Annotated in this window: 7 protein-coding genes; 2 read left to right on the forward strand and 5 right to left on the reverse strand. The window is 72.9% G+C overall.

Going from position 1 to position 7,791, the window contains the following annotated elements:
• Nucleotides 1-120: 120 nt before the first annotated feature.
• Nucleotides 121-399 carry a hypothetical protein gene (locus CKO43_RS16645; protein ID WP_207185090.1) on the forward strand — a complete coding sequence of 93 codons (279 nt, stop codon included), beginning with the start codon at nt 121-123 and terminating at the stop codon, nt 397-399.
• Here the strand turns inward: CKO43_RS16645 and CKO43_RS16650 are convergent.
• The 5 genes from CKO43_RS16650 to CKO43_RS16670 form a co-directional block, all read right to left on the reverse strand.
• Nucleotides 389-2,173 (reverse strand): sensor histidine kinase, encoded by a 1,785-nt coding sequence (locus CKO43_RS16650; RefSeq protein WP_200379286.1) that lies wholly within the window; start codon nt 2,171-2,173, stop codon nt 389-391. The two genes, CKO43_RS16645 and CKO43_RS16650, sit on opposite strands and share 11 nt — an antisense overlap.
• Nucleotides 2,174-2,297: 124 nt before the next feature.
• Entirely contained in the window at nt 2,298-3,791 is a 1,494-nt protein-coding gene (locus CKO43_RS16655) for a Do family serine endopeptidase (RefSeq protein WP_200379287.1), read from the reverse strand.
• Nucleotides 3,792-3,899: 108 nt separating this feature from the next.
• A complete protein-coding gene (locus CKO43_RS16660; protein ID WP_200379288.1) occupies nt 3,900-5,030 on the reverse strand; it encodes an ATP-binding protein in 1,131 nt (376 codons plus the stop codon).
• On the reverse strand, nt 5,027-5,701 hold the full coding sequence (locus CKO43_RS16665) for a response regulator (protein WP_200379289.1): 675 nt from the start codon (nt 5,699-5,701) through the stop codon (nt 5,027-5,029). The genes CKO43_RS16660 and CKO43_RS16665 overlap by 4 nt, the downstream gene beginning before the upstream one ends.
• A gap of 44 nt (nt 5,702-5,745) precedes the next feature.
• Nucleotides 5,746-7,038 carry a PQQ-dependent sugar dehydrogenase gene (locus CKO43_RS16670; RefSeq protein WP_200379290.1) on the reverse strand — a complete coding sequence of 431 codons (1,293 nt, stop codon included), beginning with the start codon at nt 7,036-7,038 and terminating at the stop codon, nt 5,746-5,748.
• A 316-nt stretch (nt 7,039-7,354) separates the two neighbouring features.
• Here CKO43_RS16670 and CKO43_RS16675 point away from each other — a divergent pair.
• Nucleotides 7,355-7,791, forward strand: a 437-nt coding sequence (locus tag CKO43_RS16675; protein WP_200379291.1) for a hypothetical protein, incomplete at its 3' end; no start/stop codon positions are given.

Raw genomic sequence — 7,791 nt, forward strand, 5'->3', positions numbered from 1 at the left:
GGCGCGCCGCGGAGCCAGATCAAGCTTTCGTCAAGTCGGTCACGCATTCCGGGGAAAGCCCGGAGCCGCCCCCGTGTTCGCGGGAAACGCGGCGCGGCCGCCAATTTGCACAATGCGGAAATGTCACAAGACGTACGCCCCGCCGATGGCGTGCGCCGTTTCCAGGGGGTGACCGTCTTCGATAACGAAGCGGACCGTCCGAGCGAATTCGGCGACACGAGTTCGAGTCCCTCGTTGTGGGACGAGCCTTCGCGCCACCCCGATTCGACGCTGGAGTCGCGCCGCCCGCGCGCCGCGGCGCCGCGCCGACGCAGCGGCGGGCTGTTGCCGGCGCTGCTGGTCGTGTTCGGCCTGGGGCTGGCCGGGATCACGCTGCTGGCCAAGCTCTTCAACCGCTGACCGCGGCCGGCTCCGCTGCGGCCGGCACGACGATCGCCAGCGTGAGCGTGAAGCGCGCGCCGTGGCCGTGCTCCGAGACCACCGTCAGCGTGCCGCCCATCAGCTGCGCCAGCGCGCGCGACAGCGCCAGCCCGAGGCCGGTGCCGCCGTGTTCGTAGCTGACACGCTCGCTGCCCTGGCGAAAGCGCTCGAAGATGGTCTCGTGCAGCTCCGGCGCGATGCCGGGGCCGGTGTCGGCGACGTGCAGCAGCAGCTGCTCGCCGACGCGCTCGACCATCACGTCGATGCGGCCGGCGGGCGTGAACTTGATCGCGTTGGACAACAGGTTGTTCAGGATCTGCTTCAGGCGCAGGCCGTCGACGACGACGACCGCCGGCAGCTCGGGGTCGATCTCGACGGCCACGGTGAGCCCCTTGCTGGCGGCCGTCAGCGTGTAGAAGTCGACCGTGCCCTGCACCAGCGAGCGCAGGGCGACGGGTTCGGCCGCCAGCTTCATCGAGCCGGCCTCGACCTTGGCCAGGTCCAGGATCTCGCCGAGCAGCGCATTCAGGTACTCGGCACCTTTGCGGATCAGGCCGGCCTGCTCGCGATAACGCGGCTGCTCCAGCCGGTGTTCCATCAGCTCGGCGAAGCCGCGGATGCTGGTGAGCGGCGTGCGCAGCTCGTGCGAGATCGCGGCCAGGAACTCGCTCTTGGCGTTGTTCGCGGCATTCGCCTGCGCCTCGCTCGCGCGCAGCGCGGCGTTGTTCGCTTCCAGCCGGCGCAACCCGGCGGCGAAGACCAGCGCGCCGGCGGCGATCGCGCCCGACAGCAGCAGCGTCAGCACCGCGGCGACGTTGCGCATCGTGCGCCAGTCGACCATCGCTTCTTCGCTCGCCGTGGATACCAGCAGGTACAGCGGATAGTCGGCGACGCGCCGGTAGGAGGTGAAGCGCTCGCGTCCGTCGAGCGAGCTGAGGCCCTGGAAGCTGCCTTCGCGGCCGCGCCGTTGCTGCGCGAAGCTGCCGCCGGCCTGGAGCGAATCGCCGATCTGGCCGGCGCTCTCGCCGCCGATGACGCGCGCGCGCATGGCCAGGTCCTCGCCGACCAGCGTCACCGTGCCCAGCGAGCCGATCGCGACGCGGCGGTAGACGGCCTCGAAGTAGCCCGGGTCGAGCGAGGCGACGACGACACCGATGATGCGGCCGTCGGCGGCGGTGATGCGGCGCGAGATCTGGATCGTCCAGCGCCTGGACACCTTGCCCAGCACCGGCTTGCCTATCCACAGCGCGTCGGCGTGGGCCAGGCCGCTGCCGGGCGCGAGCGTGGTCGGCGCCAGGTGCACGCGCACGTGCTCGCGTTCGGACAGGTCGACGGGCCCGGTCTTGCGGCCGTCGGGGTCGAGGTTGCTGCCGATGAAGCGGCCGTTGGCGCCGACCAGCGACAGCTGCACCAGGATGTCGGGCACGAGGCCGGTCTCGTTGGCGTAGCGCACCAGGTCCTGCGGCTTGCCGGCGCCGCGGGCGTAGTCGTCGCGCGCCCGCACCGTGGCCTGGTCGACCGCGGCCAGCACGCGCAGCGTCTGCTCCTCGAGCGCACGCGCGAGATTGGTGTTCTGGCGCAGCTCGCCGTCGACGGCGTCGTCCCAGCGCAGCCACAGCACGCTGCCGACCGACAGCCAGACCAGCAGCACCAGCAGCGCGGCCGCGCTGATGGCCAGGTCGCGCAGGCGGCGTTCGGCGCCGGGGGTGGCCGAGGCAGCGAAGCGCTGCAGGAGAGACGCGGGGGACGGCATGACAGAAGCTCGGCGTTGCGAGCAAATCTATCATTTCTATCGCTATTTCCCGTGTCAACTACGTCACGGACGAGGCCTGCCGAATGCCCGCGCGGCCCGCCGCAGCGGGCCGCCTGAAGCCCGCTCAGCCGATGCGGATCGGCACGAAGATCGTCTCGCCGTCGCGCTGCACCAGCAGCGCGACGTGGCGCGGCTTGTTCTTCAGCACCGTCTGCACCTGCTCGATCGACTGCACCGGCTGGCCGTTGATCGCCAGCAGCACGTCGCCGCGTTCGACGCCGGCGCGTGCCGCCGGGCCGTCGACGTCCTGCACCAGCAGGCCGCCGTCGACCTTCGCCTGGCGCTGCTCGTCGCGCGTCAGCGGGCGCAGCGCCAGGCCGAGCTGGGCGCCTTCGGGGCGCGCCGGGTCGTCGCTGCGCGCGACCTCGGCCTCGGCGCTGCCGAGCTTGACCTCGATCTCGCGCCAGCTCTTGTCGCGCCAGACCTTGAGCTTGACGCGTTCGCCCGGCGCCGACATGCCGATCAGCGAGGACAGGTTGCCGCTGCGCGTGACCACCTGGCCGTCGACCTCGGTGACGACGTCACCCGGCTTGAGCCCGGCCTTGGCCGCGGCGCTGTCGGGCTGCACGCCGGAGACGAGCGCACCGTCGGGGCGCTCCAGGCCGAAGGACTCGGCCAGGCCCTGGTTCAGGTCCTGGATCGTCACGCCCAGGCGCGCGTGCTGGGCGCGGCCGGTGGCGACGATCTGGTCCTTGACCTTGAGCGCCACGTCGATCGGGATCGCGAACGACAGGCCCTGGAAGCCGCCGCTCTGCGAATAGATCTGCGCATTGATGCCGACGACGGCGCCGCCGGCGTCGAGCAGCGGCCCGCCCGAGTTGCCGGGGTTGACCGCGGCGTCGGTCTGGATGAAGGGCACGACGGTGTCGCCCGGCAGCGAACGCCCCTTGGCGCTGACGATGCCGGTGGTCGCGGTCTGCTCGAAGCCGTAGGGCGCGCCGATGGCCATCACCGGGTCGCCGACCTCGAGCCGGCGGGCGTCGCCCAGGCGCATCGTCGGCAGGCCCTTGGCCTCGATGCGCAGCACGGCGATGTCGGTCACGGGGTCGCTGCCCAGCACCTTGGCGGCGAACTCGCGCCGGTCGCTGAGCTTGACCGTCACTTCCTTGGCTTCGCGCACGACGTGGGCGTTGGTCAGGATCAGGCCGTCGCTGGCGACGACGAAACCCGAGCCCTGGCCGCGGAACGGCACCGAGGGGTTGGCGCCGCGGCCGCGCTGGCCGAAGCCGGGCATGCCGCGGAAGAACTGGAAGAACGGGTCGTTCTCCAGCCCTTCGGGCAGGCCCTGCTCCTCGGCGCTGGCCTTGTGCGTGCCTTCGACGGTGATGCCGACGACGGCCGGCCCGGCCTGCTTGAAGATCGCGCGGTAGTCCGGCACCGTGCCCTGGGCCGGGATCGGCGCGATCGGCGCCGTCGCCACGGCGGCGGTGGCGGCGGTCGCGGCCGCCGTCGTCGCCGGTGCCGTGCGCAGCCAGGTCGGCAGCTCGAAGGCGCTGGCAGCGCCGGCGCCGAGCACGCCGCCGGCGAGCAGCGCGGCGGCAAGAGGTTTCAGCTTCATCGTGTCCATGTCCTTGTTGCGGCAGATGCAGGCCCTGGTCTTGAGCCCGATGGCCGCTAGCTTGGGACGCGACGATGAGTGCAGCGTTAGCGCTGCGTGAAGCCAAGATTAAACAGGCGGGAACCGCACCGTCGCACGCAGCCCGCCGAGCGGCGAGTCGCCCAGCGTGACGGCGGCGCCGTGGCGCGTGGCGATCGTGCGCACGATCGCCAGACCCAGGCCGCTGCCGTCGCCGGCGCCGGGGTCGCGGCGGTAGAAGCGGTCGAAGACGCGCTCGCGGTCGGCCACCGGAATGCCGGGGCCGGCGTCGTCGACGACGAGCTGCGGCGCGCCGTCCTCGAGCGCCGCGCTCACCGCCACGCGTGTGCCCGGCGGCGAATGGCGCACGGCGTTGTCGACCAGGTTGCGCACCAGCACCGCCAGCGACGCGGCGTCGCCCTGCAACGGCACCGGCGCCGGCGCCTGCAGGTCGAGCTCGGTGCCGCTGGCGCGTGCGGTCTCGTCGCCGGCACGTTCGAGCAGGCGGATCTGCAGCTTCAGCGCCTGCAGCGGCGAGCGCAGCTCGTGCGCGGCGTCGGCGACGAAGGCGCGCTGCGTGTCCATCGCCTGCGCCAGCTGCGCCAGCAGGCCGTTGAGCGCCTGCACCAGCGGCGACAGTTCTTCGGGCAGGCCGGTGGCCGGCAGCGGCGCCAGCGAATGCGGCTCGCGCGCGCGCACCGAACGCGCCACCTGGCGCAGCGGGCGCAGCACCCGCGTGGCCGCGGCCCAGGTCAGGAGCGCGATCAGCGGCGCGATGCCGACCAGCGGCGCGACGCTGCGCAGCGCCGCGCCGGCGGCCAGGCGCTGGCGGATCTGGCGCGGCTGCGCCACCTGGATCACACGCTGGCCGCGCAACGCGGTGAAGGTGCGCCAGGTCTGCTTGCCGGCGCTGACGTCGGCAAAACCCAGTTGCGCGCGCGCCGGCAGCTCGTCGTGCGGGCGCGAGGCGTAGATCGTCTGGCCGTCGGCGCTCCAGATCTGGATCACGAAGTCGAGCTCGCGGTCGGCGAGCGCGCCGGCCTGGTCGGGCGCGATCTCGCCCTGGTCGCGCAGCGACAGCGCCATCTGGCGCAGCTGGTAGTCGAACAGCGCCTCGGTCTCGGCGAGCACGTTGTGATAGGTGACGGCGCCCATCACGCCCGCGGCGAAGGCGAGCATCGCCAGCAGCAGCGCGAGCACACGCGCCCGGATCGAGTTCACAGGAAGTAGCCGACGCCGCGCATGTTGCGGATGAAGTCGGCGCCCAGCTTGCGCCGCAGCTGGTGGATGTAGACCGAGACCGCGTTGCTCTCGACCGCGTCGCCCCAGCCGTAGAGCCGGTCTTCGAGCTGGGCGCGCGACAGCACCGCGCCAGGGCGCTGCATCAGCGCTTCCAGCACCGCGAACTCGCGCGCCGACAGCAGCACCGGGCGGCCGTCCTGCGTCACCTGGCGCGTCGCCGGGTCCAGCGTCACGCCGGCATGCGTCAGCAGCGGGTCGGCGCGGCCGCCGTGGCGCCGCGTGACGGCGCGGATGCGCGCCGTCAGCTCGTCGAACTCGAAGGGTTTGACGAGGTAGTCGTCGGCGCCGGCGTCCAGGCCGCGCACGCGGTCGCCACTGGCGTCGCGTGCGGTGAGCACGATGACCGGCGTGCTGTCGCGGCGTTCGCGCAGTTCGCGCAGCACGTCCAGACCGTCGGCCGGCGGGCCGCCCGCGGGGCCGCCGGGCGGCAGGCCGAGGTCGAGCAGCACGCAGTCGAAACGTTCGCTGGCCAGCGTCGAGCGCGCGGCGGCGACGTCGCGCACCCAGTCCACGGCATGGCCTTCCAGCCGCAGCGCGGCGCGCAGGCTCTCGCCGATCATCCGGTCGTCTTCGACGAGCAAAAGTCGCATGCGCCGAGCATAGCGGCGCCCGGCCGGGGGCCCCCGGCCCCAGTTCAGCCGGCTGCGCGGTCGCGACGCCGGCGCGTGCGCGCCACGACGAGCACCAGGCCGGCGCTCCATAGCGCCAGCGTCGCCGGCTCGGGCACGACCTGGATCACGCGGCCGTTGAAGTCGACGATCAGCAGCTCGCCCGCGGCGCCCTCGCCGAACGAGACGATGCCGCCCAGCGGGCCGGCGGCACCGGCCTCGAGCCAGCTGGTGATCTCGGTCGCGTCGGCGAAGCTCTTGGGCAGGCCGTCGGCCGCGACCGACCAGATGCGGCCGGAGACGAAGTCGCCGAAGACGTAGCGTCCGTACAGCGGCGAGCCGGTGTCGCGCACGACGTAGCCGCCGGTGATCGCCTGGCCTTCGCCGTGGTCGTAGACCAGCAGCGGCTCGCTCAGGTCGGCGGGCAGCGGGTCGGAGATGCCCGGCGTCGGAATGTCGCCTTCGCGCATGCGCCAGCCGAAGTTCTGGCCGCCGCCCGAGCCGGCGGCGATGAAGTCGACCTCCTCGCGCTCGCCCTGGCCGACGTCGCCTATCCACAGGTCGCCGGTGAGGCGGTCGAAGCCGTTGCGCCAGGGGTTGCGCAGGCCGTAGGCGAAGATCTCGCCGCGCGCGCCGGTCTGGCCGACGAAGGGGTTGTCGGTGGGCACGGCGTAGTTGCGCATCGGGTCGGCGGCGAAGTCGTCGCCGTTGACGTCGACACGCAGGATCTTGCCGAGCAGCGAGCCCTTGTCCTGGGCGTTGTTCAGCGGGTCGTTGGCGCTGCCGCCGTCGCCGGTGGCGATGTAGAGGTGGTCGGCGTCGCCCGGCTTGAAGCCGATCCAGCCGGCCTTGTGGTTGGTGTAGGGCGGCTGGGCGATGCGCAGCACTTCGCTGCGCGAGGACGGGTCGGCGGCGGTGCCGGCCGCGTTCGCGCGCCAGCTGGCGACGACGGTTTCGCCGGTGCTCGCGTCGCTGTAGTCGACGAAGAAGCGCCGATAACCCGCCGAAGCCGGGTCGTTCCAGCCGGGGTCGAAGGCCAGGCCGAGCAGGCCTTGTTCGCCGGCGGTGGCCACCGGCAGCGTCAGCAGCGTGCTGCTCGAGCTGCCCTGCAGCAGCCGGACCGTGCCGCCGCGTTCGACGACCGCCAGGCCGACGCCGGGTGCGCTGGTGGCGAAGACCGGCTGCGACAGGCCGCTGGCCAGCACGCGGGTATCCAGCGGCTGCGCCTCGGCCGAGACCCAGGCGCTGGCGAGCGCGACCGTGATCGTGGCGACCGTCAGCCACCAGTCCCAGCGCGGACGTAAATGGTTCCTGCTCATCTGCGACCTCCCGACGACGAAAGGACCCGAAGTGCAGCGTAGACGCTGCCATGCCGACCCTGCCAGCGGTACGGACGGCTCGCGGCCGGGCAGCTGGTGACCGGCTGTGTCATCGCACCGCAAACGTTCCGGACCCGGGCCGTCGGCGCTGCCTTCGCGCTGCTCGGCCCGAGGGTGATGAGGGCGAGCAAGGCGCATGCCCGCGCGCGGATCGCGTCGGGCCGCTGGTAGGGGGCCACAGCCGGCGGAACAGCGCCCCCGCGTGGCCCCTCTTCGGCGCTTAGGTCCCCGGGTGGCGGCCGGACAATGGCCTCCGATGGAGCCCGAACGCCGCGACGAATGGGCCGCCCGCGTGGTGGCCTGGCATCACCGTGACCCCCTGGCGCTGCGGGTCACGCCGCAGCAGGTGGAGGCTTTGGGCTGGCTGGACCTGCCGTTCGCCGGCGAGGGCGCGCGCCGCAGCTGGCGCGCGGTGTTCAGCGAACAGGTGCTGCCCGGTGTGTCGACCCGGCGCGTGGCCGCCTGGGCGCGTCGCCACGGCCAGGAGTCGCGCCCCGAGACCGGCGAGCTGCCGCTGCACCAGGTGGCGATCGAGCGCCGGCTGGTGCGTGCCGACGACCGTGCCGTCGTGCTCTGGGTCGGCCGGGCGACGCTGCAGACGCCGGCGGGGCCGGTCGAGGTGCTGCTCGACAGCCGGCCCGGCGGCGCGGTGCTGGGCCGCCGCCGGGCCGGCTGTCGAGCAGCACCTCGACC

The organism is Rubrivivax gelatinosus (assembly GCF_016583785.1).
Classification (GTDB): domain Bacteria; phylum Pseudomonadota; class Gammaproteobacteria; order Burkholderiales; family Burkholderiaceae_C; genus Rubrivivax; species Rubrivivax gelatinosus_B.

What these genes read in the sequence shown, in the direction of transcription:
- CKO43_RS16645 (WP_207185090.1), top strand. Translation starts at nt 121, where the DNA reads ATGTCACAAGACGTACGCCCCGCCGATGGCGTGCGCCGTTTCCAGGGG.
- CKO43_RS16650 (WP_200379286.1), bottom strand. Translation starts at nt 2,173, where the DNA reads ATGCCGTCCCCCGCGTCTCTCCTGCAGCGCTTCGCTGCCTCGGCCACC.
- CKO43_RS16655 (WP_200379287.1), bottom strand. Translation starts at nt 3,791, where the DNA reads ATGAAGCTGAAACCTCTTGCCGCCGCGCTGCTCGCCGGCGGCGTGCTC.
- CKO43_RS16665 (WP_200379289.1), bottom strand. Translation starts at nt 5,701, where the DNA reads ATGCGACTTTTGCTCGTCGAAGACGACCGGATGATCGGCGAGAGCCTG.
- CKO43_RS16670 (WP_200379290.1), bottom strand. Translation starts at nt 7,038, where the DNA reads ATGAGCAGGAACCATTTACGTCCGCGCTGGGACTGGTGGCTGACGGTC.